Below are 19,225 nucleotides of genomic sequence, written 5' to 3'. Positions count from 1 at the left end.
GGGATCCGGTGATCGGTAAATACCGACGGTACTGGCTTTTCTGCATTTGTGTCGGCGCCGATACATTCACGACATGCCCTCAACACGCCCTGGCGCTAGCCTCGCGCCCACGACCGACCGTCCAGCACTTCCAGCCATGGGGCTGGGCGCCTATGCTGAGCGTATCCACCAGGCAGATGACCGCACTATGCAGACCCCCTCCGCCGTAAACGACGCGCCCAAAGACGCGGTAATTGCCGACGACAAGCGCTGGAATACCCGTGCCCTGATTGTCGATGATGATGTGCCGATCCGCGAACTGCTGATCGATTACCTGGCGCGCTTCAATATTCTCGCCACCGGCGTCAATGACGGCGCCGCGATGCGCGTGGCCATGCAGGCCGGCACCTTCGATGTGGTTGTGCTCGACCTGATGCTGCCGGGCGAGGACGGCCTGTCGCTGTGCCGCTGGCTGCGCGCCGAGTCGGACATCCCGATCCTGATGCTGACCGCACGCTGCGAGCCCACCGACCGCATCATCGGCCTGGAGCTGGGCGCCGACGATTACATGTCCAAGCCGTTCGAGCCCCGTGAGCTGGTGGCACGTATCCAGACCATCCTGCGCCGGGTGCGCGATGACCGCACCGAGCAGCGCGCGAATATCCGCTTCGACAACTGGCGCCTCAACAGCGTCCTGCGCCAGTTGGTGGCCGACGACGGCCTGGTGGTGCCGCTGTCCAATGCCGAGTTCCGCCTGCTGTGGGTGTTCATCGAGCGTCCGCGTCGCGTACTCAGTCGCGAGCAATTGCTGGACGCTGCGCGCGGTCGCTCCATCGAAGCCTTCGACCGCAGCATCGACCTGCTGGTGTCGCGCCTGCGCCAGAAACTGGGCGACGATCCAAAAGCGCCGCAGTTGATCAAGACCGTGCGCGGTGAAGGCTACCTGTTCGACGCACGGGATATCGGCTGATGCGCAACGCCTTCAACACGCTGTTCGGGCGGCTGTTCGGGGTGCTGCTGGTGGCCATTGTGCTGGCCCATGGGCTGACGATTTTCTGGTTTCACCACTATGGCCCGCCCCCGCCGCCCACCGGCGACCTGTATGTGCAGATGGCCGATGGCAGTTTCACGCCCGTGCACCAGAAGCGCCAACGCCCGTGGTTTGGCGGCCCGGTCGTGCCGCTGACGTTTCAGGTCATCACGTTGATCATCGCCGCATGGTACGGCGCCAAACTGCTGAGCCGGCCGATCCAGCGCCTGAGCGAAGCGGCCGAGCGCCTGAGCCTGGACCTCGACAGCCCGCCGCTCAACGAGTCCGGCCCCCGCGAGGCACGACAGGCGGCCTCGACCTTCAACCTCATGCAACGGCGCATTCGCGAGCAGGTGAGCCAGCGCGCGCGCATGCTCGGCGCCGTGTCCCATGACCTGCGCACGCCACTGTCGCGCCTAAAGTTGCGCCTGGAACAGATCGAAGACACCCGCCTGCAAGGCCAGATGCGGCAGGACCTGGACGACATGATCGGCATGCTCGACGCCACCCTGAGTTACCTGCACGAACAGCGCACCAGCGAAACCCGGCACTGGCTCGATGTGCAGGCGCTGGTGGAGTCACTGAGCGAAAACGCCCAGGACCAGGGGTGCGACGTGCAATATGCGGGTTCATGCACGCCGCTGCAGGTGCAGCCGATGGCCCTGCGTTCGGGCCTCAACAACCTGATCGACAACGCGCTGCGCTACGCCGGCGGCGCACGCGTGGAACTGACGGACAGCCGCGAGGCCCTGATGATTCGTGTCATCGACCACGGCCCGGGGATCGCGGCGGATCAGCGCGAGGCCGTGTTCGAGCCGTTCTTTCGCCTGGAAGGCTCGCGCAACCGCAACTCCGGCGGCGTCGGCCTGGGCATGACGATTGCCAGGGAAGCCGTCGAACGCCTCGGCGGCCGCTTGAGCCTGGAGGAAACCCCAGGGGGTGGTTTGACGGCGGTGATGTGGCTGCCTCGGGCTTGAATCCTGATAGGAAGGTGGCGCAGCAAACGGGAGCCTCTGCGGCAGGCCGCTCTGTTGTGGCGAACGGGCTTGCCCTAATGCCAGTCAGTTAAGCGCAGCTCCCCTGTGCAAGCGGCGGTGCGACGATTCGACTTGCCCGCGAAAGCGGTGTGTCTTCAACATCAATGTTTGCTGGGCCGACGCCATCGGGAGCAAGCCCCCTCCCACATTTTGTACAGCGTTCGCAAGCCATTCCGGTCGGCTCTCAGGCCGCCGCGCTTTTGATCTTGATCTTAGGCACACCGAGCCTGGGCGAGGTGCCGAGTGTTGGGGCAAGAGCGTTTTGCTTACTTTTGCGCTTTTCAAAAGTGAGCCGCCGTAAGGGCGGAACCCTAAGTCGCCGTTACCGCACAAACCGATATATACACCGAAAAGTCGCACCGCTCATTGCTTCGAGCATCACACTGGCTTAACTGAACGGCATTAGGGCTAGCCCCGCGTTGGGGTGCGCGGCGCCCCCCCATCAAGGTAAACGCGCTGTACCTGACACTGCGCAGAGCATGGTTTTGGGGCTGCTGCGCACCCCAGCGCGGGGCAAGCCCGCTCGCCACAACAAGCCCGCTCACGGCGCCCCCCCACAGTGTAATTTGCAGACTTATGTTTCCCGCCGCTCCTGGGCCTGGCTCGCGCTCCAGTCCATCAGCAGGCTGTACGCCACTGCCAGCAAGGTAGGACCGATGAACAGGCCGATAAAGCCAAAGGCAATGAGGCCGCCGAACACGCCAAGCAGCACGATCACCAACGGCAGGTTGCCGCCGCGGCTGATCAGGTAGGGTTTGAGCACGTTATCCACGCCGCTGATGATGAACGTGCCCCAGATGCCGAGGAATATCGCGTGGCTGTAGTCGCCTTTCCACGCCAGCCATGCCGTAGCCGGGATCCACACCAGCGGCGGGCCCATGGGAATCAGGCTGAGCAGGAAGGTGACGATGCCCAGTACCAGCGCGCCGGGCACGCCGGCGATCAGGAAGCCGATCAGCGCCAGCAGCGCCTGGGCGGCGGCCGTGCCGATCACGCCATTGACCACCCGTTGCACGGTGCCGGCCACCAGTTCGATGTAGTAGCCGGCCCGCTCACCGATCAGGCGTTCCAGCAGGCGGTGGGCGAACATCGCCAGGCGTGGGCCGTCGCGGTAGAAAAAGAACACGAAGACCAGGCTCAAGGTCAGTTCGAGAATGCCGCCGCCTATTTGCGCACTGCGCGCCAGCAGCCAGTTGCCCACCTGGCCAAGGTACGGCTTGATGCTGATCATCAGCGCGGCCCCCTGCTCGTCGATGCTGTCCCACATGCCCACCAGCCGCTCGCCCACCAGCGGGATAGAACCCAGCCAGGTGGGCGCTTCGGGCAGGCCATCGACCTGGATATCCTTGATCAATACCGTGGCATCGCGCACATGGTCGGCCAGGTTGAAGCCCAGCCACACCAGCGGCAGCGCCACCAACAGCATCCAGCCCAGGGTCAGGATGCCGGCGGCCAGCGACTCGCGCCCGCCCAGCGCACGGGTCAGCAGGCGCATCAGCGGCCAACTGGCAAAAGCCAGCACCGCGCCCCAGAACAGCGCCGACCAGAACGGCGCCATCACCCAGAAGCTGGCACCAAACAGCACCAGCAGCAGGATTTGCACCAGCAGGCGATCATTATTGGGCATGGAAAATCTCGAAAGGAAGGTCTCAGGAACATAGCTTAGGCGAACGGCACGGGTCCGTTCGCCCGGGGACGCTCAGCGTATCAGATGCAGGTGCAAGCCTTTAGTGTCACCGCTGCCGGTTTCCAGGCGGGCTGCGCGTACGCCGCTGCCAACCAGCGCCTGGCGCCAGGCCTCGGCCGAAGCGCCGCTCAAGCTGATGCGCAAGTTGGTGTCGAGGTTAAGTGCTCGGGAAATCAGCGTCAGCCAGGTGGCATCCGGCTCGGCGGCCAGCGCGGGAAAGTCCAGTTCGCCGGTGCTTTTCAACTCACGCAGCAGTGTTGCGGAGGTGGGCAGCAGCGTACCCAGCGGCGTGCCGGAATCGAGTTGCTCGACGTGGAGATAGGCGCGGCGATTGCCTCGCGTGATGCCATACAGCGCCACCAGGGAATTGTCCTGCGGGGCTGCCAGGCGCAACAGCAGGTATTCCTGCTGACCGTCGGCGCCCACCAGCTTGGCGTTGCCGAACACTTCATTGGCCCACAGGCTGCTCTCGCCGCAGTCACGGGCCTGGCACCAGAACAGCAGTTGCGCGCCGTTGGCCTGCAACGCTTCGCGCGTGGCGGTAAACGCGGCGCTCGATGTGTGTTCGGCGGGCAGTTCATAGGTGATGGCCGTGGCTTGTCCACGGGCGGTGGCCTGGCCCTCGGAACGCAATTGGCCGCTGATCCTGCGGATCGCGCCCATGGGGTAGATGCGCTCTTTCTCTTCAGCCGGGCGGTAATCGACGATCTGCGCGTCGACCTGACGGGCGACGGCAGGCAGATCCTGACTGCCCGGTACATCGGCGGCGAATACCAGCGGGCTGAACATACCCAGCCCCAGAACACGGAAACATCGTTTACCCAGGCTCATCGGATCGGTGAGCCTGGGCCAGTGCAAGCAGGCGTTATGTTTGGATTGTTCATGGTTGACTCCCTTTCAATCCGCCCAGCCTCGGCAGTTGACCGCACCAAGTCAAGGCGCGGAGAAGAACCGATTGAAACAGTCTGCAACAAGAACCGCGCCGGGCTCATCATTCAGGTGTAAATGATGGCCGCCCGGCAGCGTGGTCGCCGAGAAAGGCAGCTGGGAAAGCAATTCGGGATGTTTCGCCAGCATGCCCTCTGCCGCCACGATCAACTGCGCAGGGCAAGCCACGCGACGTACGAACGCCATCGCCTGCTCGTCGGTCAGGCGCATCGGCGAAGCCAGGGTCAGGCGGCTGTCGGTGCGCCAGGTGTAACCGCCAGGCACCGGCATCAGGCCCCGCTGGGCCAGCAATTCGGCGGCTTCGCGGCTGACGGCCACCAGGCCTTTCATGCGCGCCTCAACCGCACGGTCCAGGGTGGTGTAGACCGGTTTGCGCTTGTCCTGCAGGCTCAGTTGCGCCTGCAACGCCATGCCCAGGCGCTCGGCGGCATGCTCGCCGCTGGCGGTTGGCGGGATCACGCCGTCGATCAAGCCCAGGTGCGTGACCCGTTCCGGCAAAGCCCCGGCCAGGGCGGTGGACACGACGGCGCCGAGGGAGTGGCCAAGTAATGCAAAACGTTTCCAGCCCAGTTGTTCGGCCACCTGCAGCACATCGAACACGTAATCCCACAAGGCATAACCGGCGCCCGTCGGGCGATGCGCCGAGTGACCATGGCCGGCCATATCAATGGCGACGATGCGCAAGCCGGTGAGTTTCGGCGCCAGACGCGCAAAGCTGTTGGCGTTGTCCAGCCAGCCATGCAGGGCGATCACCGGCAAGCCGTACTCGGGGCCGAACAGATGGGCGGCCAATTCGATATGCGGCAGGCTCAGACGTACTTCTTCGACGGGCGTGCTCATGCGCAACTGCGCTCACGGTTTTCCCAGCGGGCGAACAGGGTTTTGATCAAGGCAGCGGTGTCCTGTGGGTGTTCGAGGGGGAACATATGGCCACCAGGCACGGTGAGCGTTTCGCCCATGGGCAGGCGGTCGACGCCGCTGGCATGGTGACGCATCACCACCCGGCTCTGGCGGCCACGCACCATCGCCAACGGCACCCGCAATTGACGCACCTGTCCCGGGCTGGTGTGGGGCACGCCGCGGTAGATGCTGATTTCGGTGGCCGGGTCGAAGCGCAGCCGCAGGCGATCGCCCACCGGGTACAGGCCATGCTGCAGATAAGCCTCGAAGCAGTCCGGGTCGAACCCGCGAAACAGCGTCTTGGTTGCAAAATAACTGCGCGCAGCAGCCAGGTCGGTAAATTCTTCGCGGCGACCCAGAGTGCGCCCGGCTGGCGTGAGACGGTCGATAAAGCCAAAACGCTTGGCCGCGCGGATCACCCAGCGGTCGGCACGCGTGAGTACCGGCGAGTCGAGCATCACCACCCCGCGATACAGCTGCGGGCAGCGCATGGCCGCATGCAGATGCAGCACGCCACCCAGTGAATGGCCCACGCCCCACACCGGCTGGGGTTGCTGCTCAACATGATGGATCAACTCATCCACCAGATTCTGCCAGTTGTCATCCACCGGGAACCTGGGATCGTGACCGTGCTGGGGCAAGTGAGCCACTTCGTATTCCGGCGCCAGGCCGGCAAACAACTTGCCATAGGTGGCCGACGGGAAACCATTGGCGTGGGCAAAAAACACGTGCTGCGACATACCGAACCCTCTGCACAGACAGTGGAGCGATTGTCCCCATGCCTGGCGTGTACGGCAATGACCGTAACTGCCAGGAATGATGGCACTCACGCCACGCCTATTGCGCCGGCGGGGTCTCGCCCAGGGGCACGACGGCCATGGTCAGACGCGATACGCAACTGGCCTTGCCCTCGTCGCTGGTCAGGCGAATGTCCCATACCTGGGTGGTGCGTCCGATATGAATCGCCGTGGCGACCGCCGTCACCCGCCCGCTGCGCACACCGCGCAGGTGGTTGGCGTTGACCTCCAGGCCCACGCAATAGAACTTGCTGGCATCGATGCACAGGTAGGCGGCCATGGAGCCGACGCTTTCGGCCAGCACCACCGACGCGCCGCCGTGCAGCAGGCCGTAGGGCTGATGGGTGCGGTGGTCGACCACCATGCTTGCAGTCAGGGAGTGCTCATCGAAGCTTTCGAAGCGGATGTCCAGCAGTTCACCGATGGTGTTTTTCTGCAGGGTATTGAGGTGTTCGATGTTCGGTTGGGTACGCCACAGGCTCATTGGGAGTGTCCTTTCTGTTGTTGTTATCAGGATGGCCTACGGATTTTTCACGCTGACCAGACTCATCAGCCCCGCCAGCGGAAAATCGCCTTCCAGTTCCGCGAGGCTCGCGGTGTGCATCGGCTGCGACTGACGCAGATGGCCGTGCTGCAAAAAGCTGATCAGGCTGCCCACCAGAGGCTGATGGCTGACCAGCAGCACATTGTCATCGGTGTCGAGGTTTTCCAGCACCTGGGGCGGATTAGCGTCCGGCGTCAACCACGGCACTGTGCGGATATCGGCCTGAAAACCGAGGGCCTCGCGCACCAGCTGCGCGGTTTGCTGCGCCCGTACGTAAGGGCTGGCAATGATGGCGCTGATGGGCTGGCCGATCAGGTGCGCAGCACTGTGCAACACTTCGCCACGGCCGTGCTCGGTGAGGCTACGCTCGGCGTCGCTGCGCGCGTGGGCTTGGGCCTCGCCGTGGCGCAGAATCCACAGCTTCACAGCTTTGGCTCCTCATCGCGCACCGGGTGCGGCGCCGGTGGCACGCTGTGGGCGGCCTCGCCTTCGGGTGCGCGCGGGGTCGGCCAATCGGCGAAGGGCCAGGGCTTGTGCTCGGTATGGAAGCTGCCGAAGCGGCCGATCTGCGCCAGGAACTGGCTGAGGCTGTCGCCGAAGTTCATCAGGCCCAGGTTCGGCGCGCCGTAGACCAGACGGTATACCAGCTGCACCACCACCAGCGCGCCGAGCAGAAACTGCGCGACCTGCCACACCAGGGCGAACACCAGCATCCAAAGGATGCGCAGCACAATGGACTCATACTTGGGGGCTGCTTTGGGATCGTTCATGACGCGTTCCTCAGTTGAAACCACTGGTGGAAATAAAGTCGACATCGGTTTTCGGCTCGGCGCGCATCAGCAGCTCAATCACCTGCTCCAGGGTGCGACCCTCGAACAGAATCGCATGCAAGCCAGCCACCAGCGGCATATAGACGCCCACTTCCTGAGCCTTGGCCTTGAGCACCTTGAGGGTGTTGACCCCTTCGGCCACCTCACCCAGGCGCGTCACCGCGTCGTCCAGGCTCAGGCCCTGGCCCAGCGCGAAGCCGACCTGATAGTTGCGGCTTTTGGGCGAGGAGCAGGTGACGATCAGGTCGCCCACGCCCGCCAGGCCCAGGAAGGTCATGGGATTGGCGCCCTGATTGACCGCAAAGCGGGTCATTTCCGCCAGGGCGCGGGTGATCAGCATGCTCTTGGTGTTTTCGCCCATGCCCAGGGCCACGGCCATGCCGGCGATGATGGCGTAGACGTTTTTCAGCGCCCCGCCCAGCTCGACGCCAAACCGATCGCCGCTGGCGTACACGCGAAACGTACGGCCATGCAGCACGGCCTGGACGCGTTCGCACAAGTGCTCGTCCTCACTGGCGACCACCGTGGCGGTCAGCGCGTGCTCGGCCACTTCCCGCGCCAGGTTCGGCCCGGACAGCACGCCGATGCGTGCCTGTGGAGCGATCTCCTGGAGGATTTCGCTCATCAGTTTGAAGGTCTGCGCCTCGATGCCCTTGGTCAGGCTGACCAGCAGCTTGCCGGCCAGGCGTTCGGCGTGGGGGGCCAGCACCGAGCGCAGGGCGCTGGAGGGCAGCGCGACAAAACACAGGTCGCAGGCCTCCAGGGTCGCCAGCAGGTCGGTGACGGGCTCGACCGCCTCATGAATTTTGATGCCTTTAAGGTAACGGGGATTTTCCCGGTGCACGCGAATGGCCTCGGCCTGCTCGGGATCTCGCATCCACTGGCGCACCGCGTGGCCATTCTCGGCCAGCAGGTTAGCCACGGCGGTACCAAAACTTCCGCCTCCCAGGACCGCGATAGGGCGCTGTTCAGTCATATGCAATCCGTTAATCCATACCAGTGGCAATGGCCGCATTATACGGAGCGGCTCAATTGCAGCCAGCCCCCGCGTCAATTCGTACGCCTGTCGGAAAATGCCACAATTGGATGAACGAATTGCAATTTCAACGACTGGCATAAGGCCTCACCTCAGTTACCATGGGCGGCTATCCGCAATGATCAAGGCCGTGCCGTGTATCCGGGCCCTCCTCCCCGCTCATCCCTGTTGTTGATGCTGTTGTGCAGCGCTGCTGCATGCGCCGATGACCTGTTCCTCGACAGCCAGCCGTTGCCGCAGGTGCTCACCGCCACACGTCTTAAACAATCGGCCGCCGCCGTGCCCGGCAGCATGACGGTGATCGACAGCGAATTGATCAAGGCCAGCGGCGCACGGGATATCGCCGAGCTGCTGCGGCTGGTGCCGGGCATGATGGTCGGCTACACCACCGGCAATCAGGCCGCCGTGAATTATCACGGCACCAGCGCCAGCGATGCGCGGCGCATGCAGGTGCTGATCGACGGCCGTTCGGTGTACCGCGCGGGCCTCGCCACCGTCGACTGGAGCGATATTCCGGTGGCCATGGAAGATATCGAGCGCATCGAAGTGTTCCGTGGCCCCAACACCGTCAGCTATGGCGCCAATGCGCTGATGGCGGTGGTCAACATCCTCACGCGCTCACCGGCCAACAGCCGGGGCACACGGGTGAAGGTGCAGCGCGGCGAACGGGGGATCAACGATGTCTACGCCAGCCAGGGCCTGGGCTGGGAAACCGGCGATTTGCGCTTGTCGATGTCCGGCCAGCAGGATGATGGCTTCGACAGCGACGCCACAGGCGCCGACCGCCGCGACAGTCGCCGCCTGAGCCGCTTCAGCCTGGCCGTGAGCCAGACGCTGAATGCGCAACAGAGCCTCGACTGGCAGTTGAACGCCAAGGAGGGCACCAACCAGCGTCCTTATACCTACACACCGGTGTTCGCCGGGATTACCGAAGGCGGCAATAACTCCGACGTCAATGCCAGGGACTACGCCGGCTCACTGCGCTGGAACATCGATTTCAACCCCGACCACAGTCTGTATATCCAGGGCTCGGCCCAGCAGTGGGAGCGCCGCCAGGTCTGGAAGGCCTGCGATGCGAAAGTCTCGTTCAGCCCGGAGCTGACCCGCCTGTGGCAACTCAATCCCAATTACGCCGAACTGCTGGCGCGGCACATGGACACCTACAGCCAGGGCAGCGCACCGCCGGGCAGCACCGCTGAACAGGCGCTGGGCAATCAGGTGCTGGACCAATGGCGCAACGGCGCCAGCCAGAACGTGTGCGGCGACATCGACCAGAGCACCCGCGAAAGCCGCTACGATCTGGAGATTCAGGACACCCTCAGCCTGTCCGACAGCCTGCGCCTGGTCAGCGGTATGAATTATCGCTATGACCGTGCCGATTCCGACACCTACTTCAACGGCACTCTCGACGACGTCACCTGGCGCCTGTTCGGCCAACTCGAATGGCGTGCCAGCGAACACTGGCTGCTGCAGGGCGGCGCCATGTATGAAGACACGCGCCTGAGCGGTCACTCACTGACGCCGCGAATGGCGCTGAACTACCTGATCAACCCGCGCCACGGCCTGCGCGCGGTGTACTCCGAGGCCATCCGCTCGCCGGACATGTTCGAGAACAACGTCAACTGGAGCTACCGCGTCAACCATCTCAGCTCGCCGGCCTATGGGCAGAACGCCGGGCAATATTTTGTGGTGACACGGGGGCCGGGCAACCTCGATAAAGAGCTGATGAAATCGCGGGAACTGGGCTATAACGGCTTCTTTGCCGACCTCGGGTTGAACCTGGACGTGAAGCTGTTCTATGACGAAATCACTGACATGATCAGCTCGCCGCTACGCAACAACCAATACATTGCGAGCAATGGCAACAGCTCGCGTTTTGTCGGCGCCGAGTCGCAATTTGACTGGCGACTGAGTAACGCCGACCGTCTGCGGTTCACCTACGCCTACGTCGACGCCAGCGCGAGCAACCCGCTGGACAAGGCCCAGACCGCGCGCAACAGCGGCTCCGCCGGCTGGCTGCGCGAGTGGGGTCGCGGCTGGTCCAGCGCGCTGTTCTATTACGGTGACGATGCGCTCAACCAATATCGCTTCGAACGGGTCGACCTGCGGGTGGCCAAGCGCATTGCCGTGGGCAACGCCAACGTGGAGCTGGCGGGCATGCTGCAACAACGCCTCGACAATCAGCCGACCACCTGGCCCGACAATATTTATGACCATCGTCATGTCCTTTACTTCAGCGCGGAGCTGGAGTTCTGACATGGCCAATCAGTCACGGACGACCTACTTCTCTTTCGCCAGGCTTTGGCAGCGGGCCCTGCTGCTGATCGGCCTGCTGCTGACCGCGCCGGCGTGGAGTGCCAACATCCTGCTGACCGCCGCCGAAGACAGCGTCGGCGTGCAGGACTTCGCCCAGGCACTGGCCCGGCAGCGTCCCGCAGACCAGGTCACCTTCACCCCGCTCAAGGACCTCCCGGCGCCGCACCAACTGCCTGCCGACACGCGCCTGATCCTGCTCGACCTGCCCGGCCTCGACTGGCGCCTGCAGGATGCCGAAGGTCCGCCGACCCTGGTGCTGCGCATCAGCCGCCTGCAAGCGCGCCAGCGCCTGGGCACCCGCCTGCCGGCGCACATCAGCCTGCTGTGGAGCGACCCGCCGCTGGACCGTCAGTTACGCCTGATCACCGGCATTCTGCCGCAGGCCCGGCGCATCGGCGTGCTCTACGGCAGCGACAGTGAGTTCCTGCTGCGCGAGCTGAGCCAATACGCCGCGCCCCTGGGTCTGCAAATCGTGCCTCAACTGTGGAATAACATTAACGACAGTCGCCCGCTGCAAAGCCTGTTCAGGACCAGCGACGTATTGCTCGGCCTCGACGACCCGCAACTGTACAACCCGAAGACCGCAAAGAACCTGCTGCTGAGCAGCTACGCCCAGCAACTGCCGCTGGTGGGGCCCAATGCCGGCTTCGTCAAGGCCGGCAGCCTGGCCAGCACCTACAGCGACCAGACCGACTGGCTGGGCGTGCTCGACCGTTTGCTTGACCGCCCGCCGGCCAGTTGGCCGCGCACGTTGTACCCGCACCATTTCAAAGTCGTGGGCAACCCGCAGGTCGCGCGCTCACTGGGCATCGAACAGGTCGATGAAAGCAACGTCGCCGCGCGGCTCGCCGAAGGAGAAAAACGCCCATGACCTTGCGTCGTCGTTGGGACATCAACACCCGTACCCAGCTCATCACCCTGGGCCCGGCGCTGTTGCTGACGCTGCTGTTGATCAGCTTCTTTACCTTTGTGCGCATCCAGGACCTGCGCCAGGAACTGGACCATACCGGCCAACTGATTGCCAACCAACTGGCGCCCGCCACCGAGTACGGCGTCATTTCCGGCAACAACGATGTGCTCGACAGCCTGCTGCGCGCCACGCTGGCCACGCCCCACGTGCGCTTTCTGGAGATTCAGGACGCCGCCGAAAATATTCTGGTGTACGTCGAGCAACCGTCGGAAAAGCACGACCGCTCGTTGTCAGTGAAAGTGTTCCAGGCGCCGATCCGCCTGCAGCATATCCAGCTGGGCAGCGATTTTTTCCAGGACAACCTCAACGAATCCAAGGCGCCGCGCGCCGATTATCTGGGGCGCGTGATCGTCGGCATGTCCAACGATGCCTTCAGTCAGCGTCAGCAGGAGATTCTCTTCAAGGCCGGCATCCTGGCGCTGTTCGCCCTGCTGTTTACCTTCCTGCTGGCGCGGCGTCTGGCGGCCAGCCTGTCGCAGCCGATAAGCGCAATGGGCCATGCGGTGAAGGCCATCCAGCAAGGCGACTACAAGACCCCGCTGCCAATCGTGGATGATTCGGAACTGGGCGACCTGTCACGCCACATCAACAATCTGGCCGCTGGCCTGCAACAGGCCAGCCGCGAACAGCAGCAGGCCATGGCGCAGTTGATTCAGACCCGCGAGGAAGCCGAGCGGGCCAACAATGCCAAGTCGGATTTTTTGGCGATGATGAGCCACGAGCTGCGCACGCCGATGAACGGGGTGCTGGGCATGCTGCAGTTGCTGGAAACCACCGAGATGACCGAGGAGCAGACCGAATACGCCGCGCTGGCCTCCGAGTCCACCGAGCATCTGCTGAAGGTCATCAACGACATCCTCGATTTCTCGCGCATCGAGCGCGCGGCGCTGGAGCTGGAGCATATTGCGTTCAACCTCGCCGACCTGGTCAACAGCAGCGCCCATGCCTTCCGGCACAGCGCCCAGCAGCGCGGGCTGACGCTCAACCTGCCGATGCCGCCGGGCCTGGATACGCTGCGAGTCAAGGGCGACCCCACGCGTATCCGCCAGATTCTGGTGAACCTGATCGGCAATGCACTCAAGTTCACCGAGCAGGGCAGCGTGAGTGTCGAGCCCCACTGGCAGCCTCTCGACCACGAGTTGGTGTGGTTCACCTGCAGCGTGCGCGACAGTGGCATCGGTATTGGCGCCGAACACTTGGAGTCGATGTTCGACGCATTCCAGCAGGCTGACAGCTCGATTTCCAGACGTTACGGCGGCACCGGCCTGGGCCTGCCCATCGCGCGCACGCTGGCCGAACGCATGGGCGGCACCCTGCGTGCGCAAAGCGAAGAAGGTCATGGTTCGGTGTTTACCCTGGAAATCCCCCTGGCCATCGACCAGCACAGCCTGCCGGCGATTGCCCAGGATGCCCAAAGCAAGCACGGCGCCGGTGATGGCCGCCATGTGTTGCTGGTGGAGGACAACCCCGTCAACCGCACGGTGGTGGAAGCCATGTTGCGCAGCCTCGGCTTTGAAGTCAGCCTGGCCACCGACGGCGCCGAGGCAATAAGTAGCGCAGAAAGCCTGATATTCACCGCGATCCTGATGGATTGCCGGTTACCGGTGATCGACGGCTACGAGGCTACCCGGCAGATTCGCCAACTGCCGGGCTGCGCCGATCTGCCGATCATTGCGCTCACCGCCAACGCGTTGCAGGGCGACCGTGAAGCGTGCCTCGCGGCCGGAATGAACGATTACCTGGCCAAGCCGTTCAAACGTACGGATTTGCAGCAGATCCTGCAGCGCTGGGTGCAATAGCGCCGCGCCATCAGGCATCTGCGACTGGCGTGAAACACGAAAGTGCGGCAGTCTTAGGCACCCAAACGGGCTGATAAACAGGCCCGGTTTAAAATTTCAGTGAACAAGTGTACATTGAGTGCCTTGACGCTGTGACTTTCACTACAACGCAATAGTCTACGTGTAGGCTGCCGGCATGAGGCATGAACGCTTCATTCGGTTCGGGAAGATTTGCCCTGCCCCGCCGCATGGGATTATTGAGGAGCTCGCATGACCAAACAAAACGCCTTTACTCGGGAAGACCTGCTGCGCTGCAGTCGCGGTGAGCTGTTCGGCCCAGGTAACGCGCAACTGCCCGCCCCGAACATGCTGATGGTGGATCGCATCACCCATATCAGCGAAGAGGGTGGCAAGTACGGCAAAGGTGAATTGGTCGCCGAGCTGGATATCACTCCGGACCTGTGGTTCTTCGCCTGCCATTTCGAAGGCGACCCGGTAATGCCAGGCTGCCTGGGCCTCGACGCCATGTGGCAACTGGTCGGCTTCTACCTGGGCTGGCAAGGCCTGCCGGGTCGCGGCCGTGCCCTGGGTTCCGGCGAAGTGAAGTTCTTCGGCCAGGTCCTGCCGACCGCCAAGAAAGTCACCTACAACATTCAAATCAAGCGCGTCCTCAAGGGCAAGCTGAACCTGGCCATTGCCGATGGTTCGGTGACTGTCGACGGTCGCGAGATTTATACTGCCGAAGGCCTTCGGGTCGGCGTATTCACTTCCACTGACAACTTTTAAGGGTTATCCGCATGCGCCGCGTCGTTATCACTGGTCTGGGCATCGTTTCTTGCCTGGGCAATGACAAAGAGACCGTCACCGCTAACCTGCGTGCAAGTCGCCCTGGCATCCGCTTCAACCCGGAATATGCCGAAATGGGTTTGCGTAGCCAGGTTTCCGGCTCCATCGACCTGCCCCTCGAAGAGCTGATCGATCGCAAGATCTATCGCTTCGTCGGCCACGCTGCCGCCTACGCCTACCTGGCCATGAAAGACGCGATCGTCGACTCCGGCCTCAGCGAAGACCAGGTATCGAACGTACGCACCGGCCTGATCGCCGGTTCCGGCGGCGCATCCACCCTCAACCAGATGGAAGCGCTGGACATCCTGCGCGAGAAAGGCGTGAAGCGCGTCGGCCCGTACCGTGTCACACGGACCATGGGCAGCACCGTGTCGGCCTGCCTGGCCACGCCGTTCGCCATCAAGGGCGTCAACTACTCGATCTCCTCGGCCTGCGCCACCAGCGCCCACTGCATCGGTACTGCCGTTGAGCAGATCCAGCTGGGCAAGCAGGACATCGTCTTCGCCGGCGGCGGTGAAGAAGAGCATTGGAGCCAGTCGTTCCTGTTCGACGCCATGGGCGCCCTCTCCACCCAGTACAACGAAACCCCGGAAAAGGCCTCCCGCGCCTACGACGCCAAGCGTGACGGTTTCGTCATCGCCGGCGGTGGCGGCATGGTCGTGGTCGAAGAGCTGGAACACGCTCTGGCCCGTGGTGCGAAGATCTACGCGGAAATCGTCGGCTACGGCGCCACTTCCGACGGCTACGACATGGTTGCGCCAAGCGGCGAAGGCGCCATCCGGTGCATGCAGATGGCCATGTCCACCGTTGACACGCCGATCGACTACCTGAACACCCACGGCACCTCCACTCCGGTCGGCGACGCCAAGGAAATGGAAGGCGTGCGTGCGGTATTCGGCGACAAGGCACCGGCCATCAGCTCTACCAAGAGCCTGTCGGGTCACTCCCTGGGCGCCGCCGGCGTTCACGAAGCGATCTACTGCCTGCTGATGATGGAAGGCAACTTCATGGCCGGTTCGGCCAACATCGACGAGATCGATCCGGTTGTGGCAGATATGCCGATCCTGACCAAGACCGTTGAGAACGCCACCATCAATACCGTGATGAGCAACAGCTTCGGTTTTGGCGGCACCAACGCGACGCTGGTGCTCAAGCGCTGGCAGGGCAAGTAAGGCCTGCAGCTTGACTGTCTAGTCCTGAAATAGGTTTACACCTGTTTCAGTCTCAAAACGCCTGATGCACCGCATCGGGCGTTTTGTATTTCAGGGATAAGTGCGGCCGCTCCCCGTTGTAGATCAGCACCGACTCATCCACCATTTTTACGGCATCCGCCAAATCTTTGGGCCGGTGCAGCAAAAACTCAGTTTTCAAAATCCCGTTTACCCGCTCTGCCATCGCGTTCTGATAGCAATCGTAGCCATCCGTCATTGAGCACTTGATCCCATGCTTGGCGTGCATTTGCTGGTACAGGTCGGAGCAGTATTGGGCCCCGCGATCCGAGTGATGGATCAGCGATTGCTTGGATTTTCGCTGGCTAACAGCTTTCTGCAATGCTTTGACCACCGACTCCGTATGCAGGCTGTCATGTACATGATGACCCACGATCTTGCGTGAGTACGCGTCTGTTATCAGGCTGACGTAAACGACACTTTCCCGCGTGGGCAGATAGGTAATATCTGCAACCCAAACCTGCTCGGGCCTGCCAGCGACAACTTGTTCCGGGCCTGCTTTGAGCAGGTTGGGATGGCGGCGGAACCGATGATGGCTATGCGTAGTTTTATGATAAGCACGCTTTCGAGGAACCAGCTCTCGCGCTTCGCGCAAGATGGAAAAAAGACGGTCTCGACCAACAATTACCTGCACTTCAGCCTCAGTGCTCATCAGATAATGCAGCTTGCGCGTGCCTAACCTCGGCTGGCGACGCCGCTTTTCCAGAACAAAGTCCACTACTTGCTGGTCTTGGTGAGCTCTCGCATCAACGGCTCGGTTACGTTTGTAATACGCTTGGCGCGAAATTCCCATGAACAGGCAAGCCCTGGTAATGCTCAGGTCTTGGATTTGCCCTTGCGAGAGGACTTGCCGGGTCGCTTTTTTACGATGGACACACCGTAATCATTTTTCAAGACGTTCACGACAGCTTCAAAGAACTGGGCCTTTTGATTGCTCAGCGCCAACTGTTCTTCAAGCTCTTTAATCCGCTGCTCGGGTGTCAGCGGGAGGTTGGGGTCGGTCATCGGCCTGCTCCGCGGCGCTCGGATTGAGGCGCCTTGGCTCCAGTCCTGTCGGCCATGCTTGCGTAGCCAAACCAGTACCGTGGACCGGCCCTGAATGCCAAAGCGCCGTTGAGCCTCTTTATAACTCAACTCGCCTTTTTCGACTTGGTCTACGACCGACAATTTAAAAGCTAGCGTGTAATCGCGTTGGCTGCGCCTTTTTCCCGTATCCATTGAGTCCTCCTGAAGAAAGGTCAGAAGGTGTAAACCTTATTCAGGACGGGACAGACCCCACAAAAAAGCCCCGACTGGTTCGGGGCTTTTTTGTGGGTGATCACCAGATAACAAAAATCAAATATGGGAGGGGCCTTGCTCCCTCCCACATTGGATACTGCGCTCAGCGAGAGGTCTTGGGCAGCACGGCCAGGAAATTGTCCCGCGCAACCTTGCGGGCCACGTCCTCGGGCAGCGCATCGAGGAAGGGATCAAAGCGGCGCATTTCCTTACCCAGCTTGTTGAAGCGCCCGACTACGTCGGAGCCGAGCATGAAGCGCTCCGGGAAGCGCTCCACCAGCTTTACCCACTCGGGCCTGGGCTTGCCCGCCTCGTCCAGCAGATAAGGCGTGAGCATGCTCCAGGAGAGGTCGATGTAGAGGTTGGGGTAGGCCTCCAGCATGCGCGTCAATGTGGGCAGCAAAAAATCCATTTGCACCTGATGACGGTGGATCTCCATGCTGGTGCCGGCATGCGCCCAGATAAACCGCGTGTGCGGGTGATTGCGCAGCGGCTCCTCGACCTCCGCCAGGTACAACGGGTTACGTTCGCGCTTTGACGTAATGTTGGAATGCAGCATCACCGGCAAATCGTTTTCGGCCGCCAGGTGGTAGATGCGCGTCATGGCTTCGTTGTTGGCACGCGGGGTGTCCCCCGCCGTCAGGGCTGTCAGGTCGTCATGGCGGGTGAACACTTCACCGATGCCCTGCCACAGGCCCGGGTTGAGGTCGAGCATGCGCTGGATATGCGCATCGGAATTCTTGTCATTGGGGTTGAAGCCGGACAGGAAAGGATGAAAGCGCAGGCGCTGCTCAGGCGTGAGTTTATTGACCGCCGCCGCGACGATCACGTCGGTGGCGCTGTACCAGTAGGCATCGGCATCGTCACCAGCGTAATAGCGCGGACGCTTGGGCTCGTCTTCATGCCATTTTTTCGCCACGGGAATGCCGGAAATCATCACATGCTCGATGCGATTGTCCGCCATGGCCTTGAGCAGCTTGTCCATGCCGGCGGTTTCCTGAAAGAAATCCACGTAATGCAGGTGGGCGTCGCTGTAGGCATAGTCGCGGGCCTGTGCGGCAAGGCTGGCGGCGGTGAGCACCAGGGCGAGGCTCAGGCGAGTCCAGGGCACGGGGCGATCTCCATCGAGGTGAGTCAGGGGGAATAGGGTTGCCTGTCAGATAGCTATCGGGAGCAAGCCCCACATTTTGATCGTGTTCACCGATCCGACTGTGGGAGGGAGCCTGCTCCCGCTGAGGCCCGGACAGACGCCGAAGCATCAGCCCCTGAACACTTCATCCAGCAGGTTATGCATGGACTGAAACGCGCGCGCGGAGGTCTTCGCGTCATACATCATCTTGCCCGGCACGTTCGCGTGCGGGTCGGTGAAGGAATGCACCGCGCCGCCGTAGCTCAGCAGTTGCCAATCCACGCCGGCCGCGTTCATTTCATCCTCGAACGCAGGCAATTGCTCCTTGGGCACCAACGGGTCAGAGGCGCCGTGCAGCACCAGCACCGAGCCCTTGATGTGCTTCGCATCCGCAGGGTTTGGCGTGTCGAGGGTGCCATGGAACGACACGGCGGCTTTCAATGGCGCGCCGGTACGCGCCAGCTCCAGGGAGCAGCAGCCGCCGAAACAGAAACCAAAGGTCGCGAGCTTCGAGGTATCCACTGCCGCTTCGGTCTGGCCTTGCAGTTGCTCGAACGCCACCTGCATGCGTTTGTTGAGCAACGGGCGGTCGTTCTTCAACGGCATCATCGCTGCGCCAGCTTCATCGCCGTTCGATGGACGCACGGTTTGTCCGTACAGGTCGGCAATCAGCACCACGTAGCCCTTGGCGGCGACGCTCCTGGCGATCTCTTCGGCGCCCGCACTCACGCCCATCCAGTTCGGCGCCATCAACAGGCCCGGCAGTGGCCCCTTGTGGCTGGCGTCGAACGCCAGGCGGCTTTCATAAGACTGGCCATCAATCTGATAGACCACGGAACGCACAGTGACTTGGCTCATCATTTACTCCAGTTGAGGTGCACTAAATGAAAA

General features: G+C 62.4%; 18 protein-coding genes. 7 read left to right on the top strand and 11 right to left on the bottom strand.

What is annotated here, in order from left to right:
* Window positions 1-187 precede the first annotated feature (187 nt).
* Entirely contained in the window at window positions 188-949 is a 762-nt protein-coding gene (locus RHM60_RS24955) for a response regulator transcription factor (protein ID WP_322213155.1), read from the top strand.
* On the top strand, window positions 949-1,986 hold the full coding sequence (locus RHM60_RS24950) for a sensor histidine kinase (RefSeq protein ID WP_209980666.1): 1,038 nt from the start codon (window positions 949-951) through the stop codon (window positions 1,984-1,986). Before RHM60_RS24955 ends, RHM60_RS24950 begins: the two co-directional genes overlap by 1 nt.
* 634 nt (window positions 1,987-2,620) lie before the next feature.
* On the opposite strand, the gene RHM60_RS24945 is transcribed toward RHM60_RS24950, so the two are convergent.
* The 8 genes from RHM60_RS24945 to RHM60_RS24910 all read right to left on the bottom strand — a co-directional run bounded on the left by RHM60_RS24945 (window position 2,621) and on the right by RHM60_RS24910 (window position 8,728).
* Window positions 2,621-3,673, bottom strand: coding sequence for an AI-2E family transporter (locus RHM60_RS24945; RefSeq protein ID WP_209980664.1), 1,053 nt, complete (start codon window positions 3,671-3,673; stop codon window positions 2,621-2,623).
* A 72-nt stretch (window positions 3,674-3,745) separates the two neighbouring features.
* The gene (locus tag RHM60_RS24940; RefSeq protein ID WP_322213154.1) at window positions 3,746-4,564 is read right to left on the bottom strand and encodes a DUF4892 domain-containing protein; all 819 of its coding nucleotides are present in this window, start codon (window positions 4,562-4,564) and stop codon (window positions 3,746-3,748) included.
* 102 nt (window positions 4,565-4,666) lie between these two features.
* A complete protein-coding gene (locus RHM60_RS24935) occupies window positions 4,667-5,521 on the bottom strand; it encodes an alpha/beta hydrolase (protein ID WP_322213153.1) in 855 nt (284 codons plus the stop codon).
* On the bottom strand, window positions 5,518-6,321 hold the full coding sequence (locus tag RHM60_RS24930; protein ID WP_209980656.1) for an alpha/beta fold hydrolase: 804 nt from the start codon (window positions 6,319-6,321) through the stop codon (window positions 5,518-5,520). The genes RHM60_RS24935 and RHM60_RS24930 overlap by 4 nt, the downstream gene beginning before the upstream one ends.
* Before the next feature lie 97 nt (window positions 6,322-6,418).
* The gene (locus RHM60_RS24925) at window positions 6,419-6,862 is read right to left on the bottom strand and encodes a hotdog fold thioesterase (protein WP_322213152.1); all 444 of its coding nucleotides are present in this window, start codon (window positions 6,860-6,862) and stop codon (window positions 6,419-6,421) included.
* Window positions 6,863-6,898: 36 nt separating this feature from the next.
* Entirely contained in the window at window positions 6,899-7,348 is a 450-nt protein-coding gene (sixA, locus tag RHM60_RS24920; protein ID WP_322213151.1) for a phosphohistidine phosphatase SixA, read from the bottom strand.
* Window positions 7,345-7,692: a DUF4389 domain-containing protein gene (locus tag RHM60_RS24915; RefSeq protein WP_209980648.1), complete on the bottom strand. Its 348-nt coding sequence runs from the start codon at window positions 7,690-7,692 to the stop codon at window positions 7,345-7,347. Before RHM60_RS24915 ends, sixA begins: the two co-directional genes overlap by 4 nt.
* Window positions 7,693-7,702: 10 nt before the next feature.
* On the bottom strand, window positions 7,703-8,728 hold the full coding sequence (locus tag RHM60_RS24910; protein ID WP_209980646.1) for an NAD(P)H-dependent glycerol-3-phosphate dehydrogenase: 1,026 nt from the start codon (window positions 8,726-8,728) through the stop codon (window positions 7,703-7,705).
* Window positions 8,729-8,923: 195 nt separating this feature from the next.
* On the opposite strand from RHM60_RS24910, the gene RHM60_RS24905 reads away from it, so the two are divergent.
* From RHM60_RS24905 to fabB, 5 genes are all read left to right on the top strand, one after another.
* Window positions 8,924-11,044 (top strand): TonB-dependent receptor plug domain-containing protein, encoded by a 2,121-nt coding sequence (locus tag RHM60_RS24905; RefSeq protein WP_322213148.1) that lies wholly within the window; start codon window positions 8,924-8,926, stop codon window positions 11,042-11,044.
* Window position 11,045: 1 nt separating this feature from the next.
* Complete coding sequence (locus RHM60_RS24900; protein ID WP_209980642.1) at window positions 11,046-11,975, top strand: ABC transporter substrate-binding protein; 930 nt, start codon at window positions 11,046-11,048, stop codon at window positions 11,973-11,975.
* The gene (locus RHM60_RS24895) at window positions 11,972-13,873 is read left to right on the top strand and encodes an ATP-binding protein (RefSeq protein WP_322213147.1); all 1,902 of its coding nucleotides are present in this window, start codon (window positions 11,972-11,974) and stop codon (window positions 13,871-13,873) included. The genes RHM60_RS24900 and RHM60_RS24895 overlap by 4 nt, the downstream gene beginning before the upstream one ends.
* A gap of 249 nt (window positions 13,874-14,122) precedes the next feature.
* Window positions 14,123-14,638: a 3-hydroxyacyl-[acyl-carrier-protein] dehydratase FabA gene (fabA, locus tag RHM60_RS24890; protein ID WP_003210552.1), complete on the top strand. Its 516-nt coding sequence runs from the start codon at window positions 14,123-14,125 to the stop codon at window positions 14,636-14,638.
* A gap of 11 nt (window positions 14,639-14,649) precedes the next feature.
* Window positions 14,650-15,870 carry a beta-ketoacyl-ACP synthase I gene (fabB, locus tag RHM60_RS24885; protein WP_209980638.1) on the top strand — a complete coding sequence of 407 codons (1,221 nt, stop codon included), beginning with the start codon at window positions 14,650-14,652 and terminating at the stop codon, window positions 15,868-15,870.
* A gap of 52 nt (window positions 15,871-15,922) precedes the next feature.
* On the opposite strand, the gene RHM60_RS24880 is transcribed toward fabB, so the two are convergent.
* From RHM60_RS24880 to RHM60_RS24870, 3 genes are all read right to left on the bottom strand, one after another.
* A protein-coding gene (locus RHM60_RS24880; protein ID WP_322212102.1) for an IS3 family transposase occupies window positions 15,923-17,145 on the bottom strand; the annotation gives its coding sequence in 2 pieces (ribosomal slippage) (window positions 15,923-16,794 and window positions 16,794-17,145; 1,224 coding nt in all).
* A gap of 163 nt (window positions 17,146-17,308) precedes the next feature.
* The gene (locus RHM60_RS24875; protein ID WP_322213146.1) at window positions 17,309-18,316 is read right to left on the bottom strand and encodes an amidohydrolase family protein; all 1,008 of its coding nucleotides are present in this window, start codon (window positions 18,314-18,316) and stop codon (window positions 17,309-17,311) included.
* A 147-nt stretch (window positions 18,317-18,463) separates the two neighbouring features.
* On the bottom strand, window positions 18,464-19,192 hold the full coding sequence (locus tag RHM60_RS24870) for a dienelactone hydrolase family protein (protein ID WP_209980632.1): 729 nt from the start codon (window positions 19,190-19,192) through the stop codon (window positions 18,464-18,466).
* Window positions 19,193-19,225 lie beyond the last annotated feature (33 nt).

This window comes from Pseudomonas sp. MH9.3, from assembly GCF_034354675.1.
GTDB lineage: Bacteria > Pseudomonadota > Gammaproteobacteria > Pseudomonadales > Pseudomonadaceae > Aquipseudomonas.
The sequence above is the reverse complement of the archived record's forward strand: the minus strand, read 5'-3'. Positions and strand labels throughout refer to the sequence as shown.